The 15942-nt window shown below is 28.8% G+C and carries 11 protein-coding genes; all 11 read left to right on the top strand.

Annotated elements, in window-relative coordinates; all coding sequences use genetic code 11:
- The first annotated feature begins 101 nt into the window (after nucleotides 1-101).
- The 11 genes from CLOBL_RS15710 to CLOBL_RS15660 all read left to right on the top strand — a co-directional run bounded on the left by CLOBL_RS15710 (nucleotide 102) and on the right by CLOBL_RS15660 (nucleotide 15791).
- Nucleotides 102-1817, top strand: coding sequence for a ribonuclease J (locus tag CLOBL_RS15710; protein ID WP_077859911.1), 1716 nt, complete (start codon nucleotides 102-104; stop codon nucleotides 1815-1817).
- 464 nt (nucleotides 1818-2281) lie between these two features.
- The gene (locus tag CLOBL_RS15705) at nucleotides 2282-3463 is read left to right on the top strand and encodes a DegT/DnrJ/EryC1/StrS aminotransferase family protein (protein WP_077859910.1); all 1182 of its coding nucleotides are present in this window, start codon (nucleotides 2282-2284) and stop codon (nucleotides 3461-3463) included.
- Between the two features lie 240 nt (nucleotides 3464-3703).
- Nucleotides 3704-4864, top strand: coding sequence for a methyltransferase domain-containing protein (locus tag CLOBL_RS15700; RefSeq protein WP_077859909.1), 1161 nt, complete (start codon nucleotides 3704-3706; stop codon nucleotides 4862-4864).
- A gap of 94 nt (nucleotides 4865-4958) precedes the next feature.
- Nucleotides 4959-6158, top strand: a complete 1200-nt coding sequence (locus CLOBL_RS15695; protein ID WP_077859908.1) for a DegT/DnrJ/EryC1/StrS family aminotransferase — start codon at nucleotides 4959-4961, stop codon at nucleotides 6156-6158.
- A gap of 221 nt (nucleotides 6159-6379) precedes the next feature.
- On the top strand, nucleotides 6380-7567 hold the full coding sequence (locus CLOBL_RS15690; RefSeq protein ID WP_077859907.1) for a class I SAM-dependent rRNA methyltransferase: 1188 nt from the start codon (nucleotides 6380-6382) through the stop codon (nucleotides 7565-7567).
- A 200-nt stretch (nucleotides 7568-7767) separates the two neighbouring features.
- Nucleotides 7768-8217, top strand: a complete 450-nt coding sequence (locus CLOBL_RS15685; protein WP_077859906.1) for an Hsp20/alpha crystallin family protein — start codon at nucleotides 7768-7770, stop codon at nucleotides 8215-8217.
- Nucleotides 8218-8437: 220 nt separating this feature from the next.
- On the top strand, nucleotides 8438-8773 hold the full coding sequence (locus tag CLOBL_RS15680) for a rubredoxin-like domain-containing protein (protein ID WP_077859905.1): 336 nt from the start codon (nucleotides 8438-8440) through the stop codon (nucleotides 8771-8773).
- A gap of 204 nt (nucleotides 8774-8977) precedes the next feature.
- Nucleotides 8978-11500: a dynamin family protein gene (locus CLOBL_RS15675; RefSeq protein WP_077859904.1), complete on the top strand. Its 2523-nt coding sequence runs from the start codon at nucleotides 8978-8980 to the stop codon at nucleotides 11498-11500.
- A gap of 1 nt (nucleotide 11501) precedes the next feature.
- Nucleotides 11502-12194 carry a hypothetical protein gene (locus tag CLOBL_RS15670; RefSeq protein ID WP_077859903.1) on the top strand — a complete coding sequence of 231 codons (693 nt, stop codon included), beginning with the start codon at nucleotides 11502-11504 and terminating at the stop codon, nucleotides 12192-12194.
- A gap of 3 nt (nucleotides 12195-12197) precedes the next feature.
- Nucleotides 12198-13970 (top strand): dynamin family protein, encoded by a 1773-nt coding sequence (locus tag CLOBL_RS15665; protein WP_077859902.1) that lies wholly within the window; start codon nucleotides 12198-12200, stop codon nucleotides 13968-13970.
- A 3-nt stretch (nucleotides 13971-13973) separates the two neighbouring features.
- On the top strand, nucleotides 13974-15791 hold the full coding sequence (locus CLOBL_RS15660) for a dynamin family protein (RefSeq protein ID WP_077859901.1): 1818 nt from the start codon (nucleotides 13974-13976) through the stop codon (nucleotides 15789-15791).
- Nucleotides 15792-15942 lie beyond the last annotated feature (151 nt).

The following is a 15942-nucleotide window of genomic DNA, read 5'->3' as shown; positions in this document are numbered from 1 at the left end:
ATACTGTTTATATCAATTAATATTCATATATTTAAATTTATTTGTAAATACTTAATTTAAGGTACAATTAAAAAAAACAATAAATATTGAGGGGTGGTAAAGTGGAGAGTAATGAAGCTGGGAAGAAGACTAAGAATAAAAATAAAAAGGTAAAGAAAAAAGTAGAGCCATTAAAAATAATACCATTAGGTGGTCTTGGTGAGATTGGAAAAAACATGACGGCGTTTGAATATAAGGATGAAATAATAGTTATAGACTGTGGATTAGCGTTTCCTGATGAAGATCTTTATGGAATTGATATTGTAATTCCAGATGTAACATATTTAATAAAGAATAAGGATAAAGTAAAGGGGATTTTTATTACTCATGGTCATGAAGATCATATAGGTGGATTACCATATGTACTTAAGCAGATTAATATTCCTGTATATGGAACAAAGATTTCACTTGGATTAATTGAGGTGAAATTAAAGGAACATACTATGATTAGTGATTGTACGTTAAACATGGTAGAACCAGGTGAATTAATAAAATTAGAGCAGTTTAAAATTGAATATATTAGAAATAATCATAGTATACCTGATAGCTGCTCTATTGCATTACATACACCAGTAGGTGTTGTCGTTCACAGTGGGGATTTCAAAGTTGATTTTACACCAGTTGATGAAAAAGTTATGGATCTACAAAGATATGCACAATTGGGTAAAAAAGGAGTACTGCTTTTAATGGCTGATAGCACTAATGCTCTCCATAAAGGGTATACAATGTCAGAAAAAACTGTTGGTGAAACGCTGCAGAATCTTTTTGGTAAAGCAACAGGAAGGATAATCGTATCAACATTTGCATCAAATATTCATAGATTACAGCAAATTGCTGATTGTGCAATGAAGCATGACAGAAAAATAGCCTTTAGTGGAAGGGGGATGGAAAATATATCAGAAGTGGCAATTTCCCTTGGGTATTTGGTTATTCCAGAAGATATGATAATAAGCCTTGATGAGTTAAAAAACTATCCAGATGATAAGCTGACTATTGTTACAACAGGAAGTCAAGGTGAATCAATGGCTGCACTTACAAGAATAGCAGCATCAACACATAGACATATACAGATACAAGAAGGAGATATGGTTATTATTTCAGCAACTCCAATACCAGGAAATGAAAAAGCCGTATCGAATGTAGTAAATGACTTGATAGAGAAAGGTGCTAATGTTATTTATAAATCAATAGAAGATATACACGTTTCAGGTCATGCTTGTGAACAAGAATTAAGATTAATTGAGGCTTTATTGAAGCCTAAATTTTTTATACCAGTTCATGGTGAATATAAGCATTTAATTACACATGTTAAAATAGCACAAAGCATGGGAGTTAGAAAGGAAAATACATTTATCTTAGAAAATGGTGATGTTCTTGAATTAACAAAAAATAAAGGAGAAGTGACAGGTAAAGCACCATTTGGAAGGGTACTTGTAGATGGAATGGGAGTTGGGGATGTTGGAAATATGGTGCTTAGGGATAGGAAAAACTTAGCTGAAAATGGAATAATAACAGTGGTTGTAGCCATAGATAGAAGAAATAAACTAATCATATCAGGACCAGACATAGTTTCGAGAGGCTTTGTATATGTTAGAAATTCTGAAGAGTTAATTGAAGAAGTAAGAAAAATAGTAACTAACGTTGTGGAAAAGTGTTTAGAAAAAAATATAACTCAATGGGCAGAAATTAAAAATAGTATACGAAGAGAAGTCGATAATTTTGTGTATACAAAGATGAAGAGAAAACCTATGATTTTACCTGTAATCGTTGATTTATAATAAAAGTATAATAGTGAAGCATAAATAAAAAACCACAATTTTCTAGTAGGAAAAATAGTTTTAGAGAAAATATACTAGAAAAGCGTGGTTTATTAGGCACATGAAAAAAATAACAAGTCCAAAACTGACAAGAATATTTTTCATCAGGCAAGGAGGCGAAGTGCCATAATAGCGGGCCTATTATGGTATTTTGGCGATAAGCAGAGAGCCAAAATCTATGATTTTGCGCGAATCGCTTACTCAGCGAGCATAGTGAGTCGAGCTTCCTTTGATGGAAAATAGACTGGCAGATGGACTTGTTATTCTTTTGATTGTGCCATATTATAAGTTTAACTTGACTCTAACCTAAGGGTGGAGTTTATAATGTAATTAATAACAGTCTATTATTAAGTTTTTATGAGATTCTTAAAAATAATGTAATGGAACTTTAAAATTTTTGTTTAATTTAAGAGAGGATGAATTACATGAAAAAAATACCCTTTTCACCACCTGATATAACAGAAGAAGAAATAGAAGCAGTAGCTGATGTTCTTAGATCAGGCTGGATTACATCAGGACCAAAGCTTGCGGAGTTTGAAGAAGGAATTCAAAATTATTTAAAAGTTAATAAAGCATTAGCGTTAAATAGTGCAACAGCAGCAGAGGAGTTAGTACTTAAAGTCTTTGATTTTAAAGAAGGAGATGAAGTAATAACAACTCCATATACTTATACTGCAACTTCAAGTGCTGCAATCCATAGAGGTATTAAGCCTATATATGTAGATGTTAAGGAAGATACATTTATGTTAGATATAGATAAGGTAGCTGAAAAGATTACAGCTAAGACAAGAGCTATTATTCCAGTTGATATAGCTGGTTACCCATTTGATTATGATGCTTTAAAAAAGGTACTTAAAGATATGAATCGTGAAGATATTATGATAATCTGCGACTCTGCTCATTCATTTGGAGCTAAATATAAGGGAGAACCAGTTGGATCTCAGGCGGATTTTCATTCATTCTCATTCCATGCAGTTAAAAACTTAACTACAGGAGAAGGTGGAGCTGTTACTTTTAATGATAATCATTTTGGAGACCATGATGATTTACTTAAATACATGAGATTTACTGCAATGCATGGTCAATCAAAAGATGCATTAAGCAAACTTAAAGCTGGTGCTTGGGAATATGATATTATAAATGATGGACTTAAGTGTAATTTAACAGATATAGGAGCTGCAATTGGTCTAGTTCAGCTTAAGAGATATGAAGGAATGCTTGAAAAGAGAAGACAAATTTTTAAGACATATTCAGATATTCTAGGCAAAGAAGATTTTTCAATAATTCCAGTTACAAAGGATGATAACGGAACTGAAACATCATATCACTTATATCTTTATAGAGTTAAAGGGTTTAATGAAGAAAAGAGAAATGCAGCAATTCAAAAATTAGCTGAAATGGGAATAGCGACTAATGTTCACTATAAGCCATTACCAATGATGACACTTTATAAAAACCTAGGATATGATATTAAAAACTATCCAAATGCTTATGCACAATATGAAAATGAAATCACACTTCCAGTATATACTACCTTAGCACTTGAAGATGCGAAATATATAGCTGAAGAAACTGTGAAAGTTATTAAGGAATTATTAAGAAAATAACAAGTTGATTTCTTTCATATACCTAAAGAATTACTATAATAAAAATAGAGGCCTACAATTTATTGATTACTAATAAGTTGTAGGCATTATTTTAAGTTAAGAGTTAAAAGATTGTTGACTCTACCCTGAGGTAGGGGATTACAATAAATTTGAGATATATTATTCAAAAAATAGAAAATCAATATGCTAGTATATTTGAACTGCTATTTTCGTTTGCATGCCTACAGAGGAGGGATAATTTTGAAGATTGGTGAATTTGCTAAAAGATCAGGAGTAACAGTAAAAACATTACTTCATTACGATAAAATTGGACTTCTGAAACCATCACAGAAAACTGATGCAGGATATAGGATTTATTGCGAAGATGACTTCTTAAAGCTTCAACAGATTACAACTTTAAAGTTTATTGGGCTATCGCTTAGTGAAATAGGTCATATTTTACATGAAAGCGGAGAAAATCTAGAAAATATGATAAGCATTCAGAAAAAAGCCTTAGAAGAGAAAAAGAAGCACATTGATGCAGTTATAGCTGTTTTTAATAAAGCTAAAAATACAGCAAAGAAAAATGGCTTTTTAGACGCCAATAACTTAATTGATATTATAAAGATAACTAATATTGAAAGTGTGGTTAGGGAGCAATATAAAAGCGATAAGAATCTCAATATTAGAAATGATCTTCACAGCTATAATATCAATAAGGTGGATTTTGACAAGTGGTGTTTTAATCAAATTAACTTTAGAAAAAATGCAAAAGTCTTAGAGGTTGGATGTGGAACAGGGAAACTGTGGTATAAGAATAAAGAAAATATAGATGAAAGTTTAGAAATTATATTATCTGATTTCTCAAAAGGTATGCTAAAGAGTACAAAAGATAAATTAAAAGATTTAGATCACAACTTTAAGTATGAAGAAATAAATGTTGAAGATATTCCTTATGAAGATGAAAGTTTTGATATTGTAATTGCTAGGCACATGATTTATTTTGCACCGAATATAGAAAAAGCTATATCTGAAATTAAAAGGGTTTTAGTTCCAGGAGGTAGGGCTTACATTACGGTTAATTCCTGCGAAACTATGGCTGAATTAAATAAGCTTGCAGAAAAATTTGATTCAAGCCTAGGAATTGATAATAACGGGTATTCAGCTAGGTTTGAATTAGAAAATGGGGAGCCGATTATTAGAAAATATTTTGAGAAGGTTGATATAGAAATATTGGAAGGAAAAATTATAGTAGATAATCCGGAACCAGTAGTTTCATATAAAGCCTCAACAATTCAAGGAAGTTCCATACTTATTGGGGAAAAGAAGAAAGAGTTTACAAGGTACTTAGAAGGGTATATTAAAGAAAAGGGCGACATTTCTATAACTACGAAAATATGCATGTTTAAGGTAGCAAAATAGGAAAATAAAAGGTGATTAAGTAAAAAAGTAAGTCATGGAAAAATAGCTTTTATTAAGTTAAAAAATCAGTGGCAAATAAAAAGGAGAAAGAAAAATGAACATTCCATTAGTTGATTTAAAGGCACAATATAAAGAAATTGAAAAAGAAGTTGTAGAGGCTGTAAGCAGAGTGCTTTCATCTGCAAGTTATATTATGGGAAGTGAAGTATTAGAATTTGAAAAGGAGTTTGCAGAATATATAGGAGTTAAACATGCAATATCAGTTGGAAATGGAACAGATGCATTAGTTATAGCACTTATGGCATGTGGTGTTGGAGAAGGTGATGAAGTTATAACTACACCTTTTACATTTTTTTCAACAGCAGAAAGTATTTCATTTGTAGGTGCAATACCTGTGTTTGTGGATGTGGAAAAGGATACTTATAATATAGATCCATCAAAAATTGAAGAAAAAATTACTGAAAAAACAAAGGCTATTATGCCAGTTCATATTTTTGGACAACCTACAAAGATGGATGAAATAAGAAAAATCGCAAAAATGCATGATTTAAAAATAATAGAAGATGCAGCTCAAGCTGTTGGCGCTGAATATAAAGGGAAAAAAGTTGGAACTATAGGGGATGTAGGATGTTTCTCATTCTTCCCAACTAAAAACCTAGGGTGTGCAGGAGATGGCGGAATCATAACAACCTCTGATGATGATATAGCAACTATTGCAAGAGCGCTTAGAACTCATGGCAGTGGTGAAAATGGTCAAAAAGCTTATAATTTATTAAATGGAATAAGTGAAAATATTAAATCATCAGAAGAACATGATGATACAGTATACAATCCATTAAAATATTATAATTATCTAATTGGATTCAATTCAAGATTAGATACAATTCAAGCGTCAATTTTAAGAATAAAATTACATTCCATAGATAACTGGAACGAAGCAAGAAGAAAAAATGCTAAAACTTATGATGAAAAATTAAAAGAAACAGATCTAACTTTACCTGTCATAATAGCAGAAGGTAAATCAGCATATAATATGTATGTAGTGCAAGCTGAAAATAGAGAAGAAGTTATTAATAAGTTAAAAGAAAAAGGGGTAAATACAGGGGTGTATTATCCAGTACCAATGCATTTACAGAAGGTATATAAAAATCTTGAATATAAAGAAGGTGATTTACCTGTAGCTGAATACTTATCACATAGAACCTTCGCAATACCAGTTTTCCCAGAATTAAGTCTGGAACAGAAAGATTATATAATTGATGCATTAAAAGATATTACGTTAAATAACAAATAAATATGTAACTTCGCTAAGCTGCCACAAAAGCTTAATTTCAGTGGATAATTATTTTATTTATAAGTATAGTTTATATGTTGGATATCTATATGATATAATTATCTAGCATTAAAAAATAGACCATTTTACAAATACTAACGTGTCTGGTATTTGTTTTGCTTTAAGTTTTATTTTAGATGCATGAATAAAATAGTTTTGATTATGCATTAGGAAGGATACATATGAAAGAAACAATAATTACAATAAAAAAAGAATTTATTAATAAATATAAAAAAGGATATCCATTAATTTTAGAAGAAGCATTAGAAAGTACAAAAGATTTAAAAGAAGAAGGACAAATAATAACTCTTATAGATGAAAAGAAAGCCTTTTTAGGAAAAGGGTATTATGGAAAGCAAAATAAGGGCTGCGGTTGGCTTTTAAGTAACAGTAAAAATAGTAATTTGGATTATAAATTTTTTTATGATAAGCTTAGAAATGCATTTTCTAAAAGGATGAAGTTTTATCATTCAAAAGATACTACTGCATTTAGAGTGTTTAACGGTGAAGGCGATGGAATTGGAGGTCTTACTATTGACTACTTTGATGAATATTATCTTATAACCTGGTATAGTAGAGGAATATATGCATTTAAAGATAATATATTTAAAGCTATAAAAGCATTAGTATCTTTTGAGGGAATATATGAAAAGAAGCGCTTTGAAGAGAATGGTATGGTTGTAGATGAAGATAGCTATGTATATGGGAGGAAAGCACCAGAACCTCTTATAGTTAAAGAAAACAATGTGAATTTTGCAATTTATTTAAATGATGGTGCCATGGTTGGCGTATTTTTAGATCAAAAGGAAGTAAGAAAAGCTATTAAAGAAAAATATTCTAGAAACAAAAGAGTATTAAATACTTTTTCATATACAGGAGCTTTTTCTATGGCAGCAGCAAAAGGTGGAGCTATTACTACAAGTGTTGATTTAGCAAGCAGAAGTTTAGAAAAAACAACTGAAAATTTTACTATAAATAATATTGATCCTCAGAAGCATGAAATAATAGTTCAAGATGTTTTTCTTTACTTTAAACATGCAAAAAAGGAAAAACTAAAGTTTGATGTAGTTATTCTTGATCCGCCGAGCTTTGCAACATCAAAAGATAATAAGTTTAGTGCTGCAAGAGACTATAAAGATTTAGTAAAAACAGTTATAGAAATAACAGAAGATGAAGGCATGATTGTGGCTTCAACAAATTGTGCAACCTTTAATATGGAGAAATTTAAAAGGTTTATACATGAAGCATTTAAGGAATCAAATAGGAATTATGAAATTATAGAAGAGCATAATCTTCCAGAAGATTTCGCAACTACAGAGAAATTCCCAGAAGGAAATTATCTGAAGGTTGTGTTTGTTAAAATACATTAAATATAAGAAATTCAAAGAAATAGTTAGCATTAGCTAGCTATTTTTTTATAGTGAAATTGTAAGCTATAAGAACAAAAAAATAAATGTTTTATAGACTTTGACCTTCTTTGACTTTAAAAGTATAATTTACTTGTAAAAACAAAGGAAGACAAAATAATAGAAGACAATAATAAATTTTTAAATTTTAAGGAGGGTTTAGTATGTTTGGATTGATACCTTTTAAAACTAACAGAGTAGATAGAAAAGGAGGTGCGTTTGACGATTTCTTTGATGGTTTCTTTAATGATGAATTTTTCTCACCAATGAATTTGGGATTTGGAAGTAATAAAAAATTCAATGCAGATATAAGAGAAACTCAAAATGAATATTTAGTATCTGCAGAATTACCAGGTGTTAAAAAAGAAGATATTGACCTTGAATATAGAGATAATACATTAATTATTTCAGCAAAGAGAAATGAGGAAATTAACGAAGAAAAGGATAATTATATTAGAAGAGAAAGAACTTATGGACAGATTTCAAGAGCTCTTCGCGTAGACAATGTTGATAAATCAAGAATTTCAGCAAGATTTGAAAATGGAGAGCTACAAATTATTTTACCTAAATCAAATGAAGCTATTAAAGAGAGTGATAAAATTTTAATTCAATAAGACAAAATACAAAACTCCAGCTTACAATGTTATATTTCAAGCTGGAGTTTTATATTTTATATTGATTTATTAAATAATAGTTATTATTTAATAAAAATAATTGAATTTTTTAATAGTTAGGAGTATTATATAAATATACAAAAAAGTTTTTTGTATGTTTATATGTTAATAATAATTAAGATTAGAAAGTTATATTATTTTTGGAGGGAGAGAATTAGTTATGAAGAAGTTATTTAAATGCAGTGTGTGTGGATATATAAGTGAAGGAGAAACAGCACCTGAGAAATGTCCAAAATGTCATGTTGGAGCAGAAAAATTTGAGGAATTAAGCAGTGAAGCTGCTGAAAAAGTATATCGTTCAGATAAAACAAATGGAATTCATATGGAAATAATAACTTTAGCTGAAAAAATAATAGCTCTTAGTGAAGAAGGCATAGAAGATAATCTGGATCCTAAATGTCTTGCAGCTTTTAAGCAAGCGAAAGATGAGGCTTGGATAATAAAACAAAGATCAAAGACTGAACTTGCAGGGCACATGAGCCTAGGTAAATGGTAATAAGTAGTGTAGGATTTCACAGTTAACAAAAATGCTCTATAAGAAGATATAGCAGAGAGATATATCTATTATAGAGCATTTTTTTTATTTAATAAAATGCGAAATTTTGATTATAAAGTAAGTATTTGCTTAGATAACTGCTTATAATTATGTTAATATATATATAAGAGATTGAAAATATCCAGAATAAGTATGAGGAGTTCTATGGAAAAAAGTAGTTATATATTAAATACAATTCAGGAAATAGTTAAAGTCTTAGGGGAAAATGAGTATAGACAAAAAAGATATAATAGTGATATAGAGTGGTTTAAAGAAAGGGAAAGAATTTATAATAGTAATATAATAAGAATTGCTATTATGGGAGTGACAAGCAGTGGAAAATCAACTCTAGTAAATACGCTTTTAGGTGAAAAAATTTTACCAATGGCAATTAGGCCAAGTTCTAGCATTATAATAACAGCAGCTAAGGGCGAGAAAAGACAGGCAACCGTTTATTTTAAAGATAAGGAACCAAAGATATTAGAAGGCACTTATTTAACTCAGGATAATATAAGTAAATATGCAGATGAAGAAAATAATTCAAATAATAAATATGATGTGACTCAAATAGATATTACAACACCTTATTATAAGCTGGATGATAATATACATATAATAGATAGTCCAGGCTTAGATGCGTGGAATTTAGAAAATCATGAAAAATTAACGTTAGAAGTATTGCTCCCAACAATAGATATCTGCATATTTCTAACTACAGTAAAGGCTAGTAGTGATGGCACAAATGCTGAGAAAATTAAAATTATAAGCGAAAAAGGAAAACAAATAGTTCTAGTACAAAATATGATAGATTCAATCGAAGAAAAAATCGGAAAAAGTGGAATAGTAGAAGAAGATAAAACTACCATTTTAAAAAAGCATAGAGACAGAGCTAAAAAGCTTTTAAAAGAAGTAATTAAAGCTGAAGAAAATTTAGAGATAGTTCAAATATCAGCACTTAACGGATTAAAAGGAATTGTGGGTAAAGATGAAATATTGTATAAAAGATCTAATATGGAAGCTTTTATTGAGGTTATAAGAAATTGTGTTATGCGAGAAGCTCCTAAGCTTGAATATAAGAGGGCTTTTAGTATTAAGGAGAAAATTAATAGCATAGTTAATACAGATAAAGAGATAATAAACGGAAATGATTTAGAAGGCATAGAAGAATTAATTAAGATAAAAAGCAATGATATAGATGAATTTTTAAGTGATTTTGAAGATGCACAGGAAAAAATATATCTAAAAATTAGAGAAATCGAAAAGATAATCTCAGAAACTATTGCGGAAATTACAGAGTTACCATCAGAGAGTGTGGATGATTATTTAGGTATAGTTGATAAAATTAATAATAAAAAGCTGTATATTGAAAGCGATATATTAAATATAGTTAAAGATTATGAAGAGAGAAAAAGAGAGATATACAATTTGCTAAATTTGGATATAAGATTTTCCTATTTTCTGCCAAGTATCGAAAGTAAAAACATAGAAATTAAACATAAATATGAAGAAAGAACTATGTTATTTAAAAAAGATGGAGTATTAAACAAAGGAAAAAGATTATTATCAAATATATTTGATAAAGAGTGGGGATATAAGGAAGTTGGATATGACGAGCAAATAATAGATAAAGAGGCTACAATACAAAAAGCACAAAAAATATGCGATAAAAATAAAATTAAATATATGGATATATTAAAAGAATGGAGCACTCAATACAGAAAATCCATAGATATGTTTTATGAGGAAGTAAATAAAAGAGAAAAAGAATATGAAGAAAAGAAAAATCAAAATATAGAAATTTATGATATAGATGACACAAGTAAAAGATTGAGTCTAATTAGAGACAAGCTTTTAACTTTAGAAGGTGATGCTCAGTATGAAATAGAAGTTACAAGTCATGAGTATGAGAAAAAAAGTATACTATATTCTATTTCAAAAGCTCAATATAATTTCTATCTGTTAAGTAATAAAGTAATAGAGAATAATTACTTACTAATCGGAAACTATGTAAGAAGAAAAGGTTTATCCAATAATGATCAGAATGTTAGAGATGTTTTTTGGACATGGGAGATAGATTCATGCAGGGATTTTATATTAAGGATATATGGAATTTATTTAAATGAACAAGAATGCAATGAGATAAGAAACAATGGAATATATTATTTTGATAATATATTAATTATTTATGAGTTAAGCCAATGGAATTTTAACGTTCAGGAAAAGTTGAAAGCAATAAAAGATAAAAAGTGTAATATGTATTTAATTTTTAATGGTATCCAAATTGGAAATTCTAAAAAAAATATTTTAGAGAGCAGAAATTTAAGTTATTTCTTAAAAAATAATGATAATTTATTTGTAAATTTAGTTATAGATTCATGTAGAGAATTTATAAATGCAAATAATGTTCAGGAACTTTTATTAGAAGTAAATAATTTGAAAAATGCTATTATAAATAGATTCTATAAAGCTAATATGGGATATATATTAATTAATTCTAAAAATCCAATATATAATATGGCACTAATAGAAAGTCAGGAAAAACATAATTTTTTGATTAGCGATTATAAGATTATAAAAGAAAAGTTGTTTGAAAATACTTTATCTAGAGGGAAAGAAGAAAAGGAAACTTTAGAAGCAATTTTAAGTTACTTTTTGAATATCCCTAAATATGAAGGAGTAGAAAAATAGTATGGAAGAAAAATCAATCTTAATTCAAAGTGATGAAGTTACAAAAAATATGATGAGTGAAATACAAGAAGATATGAATAATATACTTTCAAAGATATCTAAAAATATGTCTGAAGAAGTAATAGAGAAATTAAGACCGATTGAAAAGAAGATAAGTGATCTAAAGATGAATTTTCAAGAATTTCAAGAAGACGATTTTGAAGAAAAGCTGGATGAATTAAATAACAGTATATCAAAAACAACGAAATCTATGGAGAGCACAATAGCAGCAATAATTAATAAAAGCGTTGCAGAGCAAAATAAAATAATGTTTGAAGCTATTGAGGAAAGACTTGCGATTTTAGGCCTTAAAGTAGTAAAGGATGCTGCAGCTAATAAGGAAGCCATTTTAAATAAAATAGATGATATTAAGGTGGAAAAAGTTGAAGAAAAAGTGGATGCATTAGAAAAAGCCATTGATGAAAAAGTTGAACTGTTAGAGAAGTCAATGGGGGAAAATAGTGATAATAATGCAGATTTAATTTTAGGAAAAATAAAGCTTATTGATAATAAGATTAAAGATAAGGATATTATAGTAGAACTCATAAGTAAATTTGAAGAGGAACTTAATGAAAGAATAAATGACATACAGGAAGAAGTAGAATGGGGAAATAAATCATTTTTTGCTAGGCTTTTTGGGAAGAGGAGAAAATAAATAATGGCATATGTAAATTTAATTAATGATGAAAGATTTTATGGGTTATTAGAAAAATATCTTAATAATGAAAATCAAAGTATTGATTATAAGAAATATTTTCAGCACTTTGTTGAAAATTTAAATAAAAAAGAAATTGTAGTTCCAGTCTTGGGAATTCAAGGTGCAGGTAAAAGCAGTTTCTTAAATTCTATCTTAATGGAGGATAATGTATTACCTACTGATGTTGATGAAACAACTTGTGTTCCAGTTGAAATTAAATATGGAGAAGATGCTGATGAAGCTGAAATATATTATTTAAATGGAAACAAGGAGAGCATACGTGTAAGAGATTTGGAGAAGTATGTACATAATGATTATAATGCAGCAAATAGTCTTAAGGTATCTAGAATAGTATTACATAATAAAAGTGATATATTAAAAGATAATATTGTTCTTGTAGATTTACCTGGTGTCGGGAGTTTGACGCCACAAAACCAAAGAACTACATTAGAATATATAGATAAGTTAGCAGCAGGAATTTTCATGATTAGAACAAACCCCCCAATTACAAGAACAGAAAAGAATTTCATAAATGCTTTATGGCCCAAATTATCTAATACTATCTTTGTTCAAAATAAGTGGAATGATGAGAGTGTGGAAGATGCAAATGAGGCAAAAGAGCATAATGAAGGGGTACTTTATAGCATTAGCTACGCACATGATGAGGAAAAAGATATAAATGTAAACATAGTAAATGTTTATGAGGCTGTTAAAGGTAAGTTTACTAAGGATGAAACAGCTTATAATAATTCAGGTATAACTAAAGTAATAGAAGAAATAAAGAATATCTCAAAAGAATATAATGAAGACTTGATGAAGACTTTAAAGCAAAGAATTTATGAGTCTATGAAGAACATTAATGATAAAATAGAAAGCTATAAAATCTTAGCTCTAAATCAAGATAAGCAAAATGAAGAAGAAAAGGAAGAAAAAATACAAGAAATAAAAAACATCCTTTCAGCAAATAAAAAGAAAATAAGAAGCTGTAGATCTTATGCAGATAATGAGATGGAAAGTATTATAGAAGACTCTTCAAAGATAATAAAAGAAAATATTGAAGATTTAAGAGTGGATTTAAGAAGAATCATCAATAAAGGAATAGTTGATGGAAATAGGCTAAGTTTAATATACAAGGAAAGTTCTGATAAAGCAATAAATGATATAATGGATGAAATTCTTAGAAGAATCGGTATCTTTATAAGAAACATCAATAATGAATTTGAAAACATTAAGATAAAAGGTTTTGATGGAACATATGAAAATATATCGTTCTTTAATAAAAAGAGTTCAATTAAATATGAAAAAGCCCTTCCAACGATATTTGGATTATCAAGTGGAGTAATTGGAACTATAGGTGCAGTAGGAACACTAGGAGGGCCAGCAGGAATTCTTGTAGGACTTGGAATAAGCTTGGCATTTTCTCTAATAGGAGACAACATGCGAAAGAGAATTGTTGAAAACAGAGCTAATTATACTCTAAAAGATCTAGAGCCAATGATAGAAGATTTAGAAAAATACTTAAAGGAAGAAATCATTGGGGACTTAATGGCAAAGCAGGAAGAAATAGATGAAGCCATAAGAAACTTAAAAGATAATTTAGAAAGAACCTTTAAAGATGATATTGAAAATATAGAGAAAAGATATGAAGCAAATTATAGCGAAAAGCAGGTACTAGAATTTGAAGAAGATCTAAAGGTATTAAAGGAATTAATAGAAGAATATAAGGAGAATTAATATATGGACATTTTTAAAAGCTGCATAGATAGACAAAAGAGAATAGATAAGGTTGTTGACATTATTAAAAATGATGGTATTAGAGTTCAAAATCTGTTAGTAAAAGATAGAATAATTAATCCATCCCATTATATTGTCATGCTAGGAGAGACAAGCTCTGGAAAAAGTGCTTTAATAAATACATTATTTGATAAAAAGATACTAGCTGAAAGTGTTAAACCAACAACAGGTATAGTTACAGAAGTTGTTGTTGATGGAAATTCAGAAGAAACTTTAGTAGCTATAAATAATGATTTAAGCATAGAGATTTTAGATAATGATAAATTTTCAACACTTACTTTAAATCCACATGATAATATAAATAGGTTAAGATATATTGGAGCGTGTAAAAACGAGAAATATAATGGTATGAGAATTTTTGATACTCCAGGATATGGATCATTAATTGAAAGACATGAGGAAATATTAAAGGAATTTATACCAGAAAGTGATTTTATAGTATATGTAGTTTCATACAGAGCTGGAATTGGAGATGATGATTTTCAATTTTTAAAATATGTTGGAGAAATAATAAATAATAATGTAGAAGTTGTTCTGGCTATAAACATGTGTCCGCAGGATATTAATGAAGAAAATAAAAGAGTTTGTGAAATAGCTAAAGCTGTAAGTGAATGTCTGCATAAAGAAATTAAAATGTTCTTAATTGAAAGTAATAGCGATAAAAATCCGGTTGCAGATAAACTTTGGGATTATATTCATGAAAGCATTAATGAACCTAGTAAATTAGAAGAACTTTCAGAAACATTGAAAAGTTATCAAGATTATATATTGCGTGAATGTGATATAAAAATTAATTCTAGAATTGCAGAAATAGAGAATGAAAAGGAAGATACTCAAGAGAGAATTAAAGTCATAAAGGAATTTATAGATAAAAAAGAAAATATATTAAATGCAGTAGAAGAGGGCTTTGCCAAAATAAAGTTAAAAACTGTAAGACTTATAGGAAAATCAGATATAAAGATTAAAGAAGAAATATGTAAGTATATATATGATGAAAGCAAATGGTCAATGAAAGAAGAAACCTTTGGATTGATGCAGAATTATTATGTTCCAAGGCTTACCAATAAAGAGACTGATATTTTGAATAATTATATTGAAGATGAGGTTGTTAGTTTAGATAGAATAGTTGATATTATGCTGAATTCAGAAATTGCCAAGTTAAAAGAAAATGTTAATAGTAAAATGCCATCTTATAGTGAAGTGGTAGAAGGAGTTATAGAAAAACATGCAGGTGGCAGCGTAGAAAAAGCAACAGGAGAAATATTTAGAAAAGCGTATAAGGGTAATTCGGAAGAGCTTGAAAATGGTTATATAGGGAGCAAAAACTTGAAAAAGCTCTCAAACACTTTAGAAAAATCAGGTCAAGGATATAAAAATAGTAACTTAAATCATATTCTAAAAACAATAAGAGCGACATCTTTAAAAGGAATAACAGAATCATTAAGCGTATTTACAGATTCAATATTTTTCTTATATGATTCTTTGACTTGGCAGAAAAAGATAGAGGAAATATCAATGAATGCCATAGATAAATGGGCAAATGATGTGGAAAATGCTATAAGAAAGTATCTTGATGAGTTAAAGGAAATTAATAAAGAGGAAATATTGGCTTTATTCAATGAATTAAACGAAGAGTTCAGTCAAAGAAAAGAAGAGCTTAAAAATATAAGTTTAGAAGAACTAGTAAGATTAAAAAAGGAAATAGAATTTCTATTGTATAAATGTTTACTTATAACTTTAAAAAAATCAGGTGAATCTTAAATTATTTTATACAACACTATATGATTTAAGGCACAATTAAATAAATAACAAATCCATTTGCCGGCCTATTTTCCATCATCCTGCGTCGGTAAATTAACCTAATAGACCCGCTATGAGGTCAATTTACCTCCTTGCCTGATGAAAAATATTC

This window comes from Clostridium sp. BL-8, from assembly GCF_002006495.1.
Taxonomy (GTDB): Bacteria; Bacillota; Clostridia; order Clostridiales; family Clostridiaceae; genus Clostridium.
This window is presented reverse-complemented; position numbering and strand designations above follow the sequence as displayed.